This is a genomic window from Methylobacterium sp. WL7 (genome assembly GCF_008040085.1).
GTDB classification, from domain to species: domain Bacteria; phylum Pseudomonadota; class Alphaproteobacteria; order Rhizobiales; family Beijerinckiaceae; genus Methylobacterium; species Methylobacterium mesophilicum.
Genome location: NZ_VRVG01000381.1, coordinates 1 through 452, shown reverse-complemented (window position 1 = coordinate 452; position 452 = coordinate 1). Strand labels below are relative to the sequence as shown.

Sequence of the window (452 nt, the reverse complement as noted above, 5' to 3'; positions counted from 1 at the left end):
GAGGGCCGGCCGGCTGGGCCGCGCTCGTCGCCTGCTCGCCCTCGGGCACGGGGGCGGCCGGACTCGCCGGGCCGAGCACGACGATCGGCTCGCCGGCCTTGTATTCGGGCGACACCCGGACCTGGTTGCGGCTCAGCGCGACGGACAGCTTGCGCTCTTTGTTGCCATCGGGGGTGAAGCGCAGGGCGCGCCAATCGACGGCGATCTTGCGGGTGCCGACACCCAGGAAGCCGCCGAAATCGATGATCGCCGCCCGGGGATGCCCGTCCTTGTCGATGATGATGTCGATGACGCGCCCCAGCTCGTCGCCGCCCGCGCTGCGCACGCTGCGGCCGAGCAGGCTCTCGTAATCCTGGGTGTCCAGCACCGTGGCCGGGGTCCCCTGCTGCTGCTGTTGCGCCGCGTTCGGCGACGCGCCCGGCGCGGCGGTGGGGGCGGGCGCCCCCGCGGGT

General features: G+C 74.1%; 1 protein-coding gene. It reads right to left on the bottom strand.

The window, feature by feature from the left end; genetic code table 11:
- A partial coding sequence (locus FV233_RS29890; protein ID WP_147899678.1) for a PRC-barrel domain-containing protein occupies positions 1-452 on the bottom strand: 452 nt, incomplete at both ends.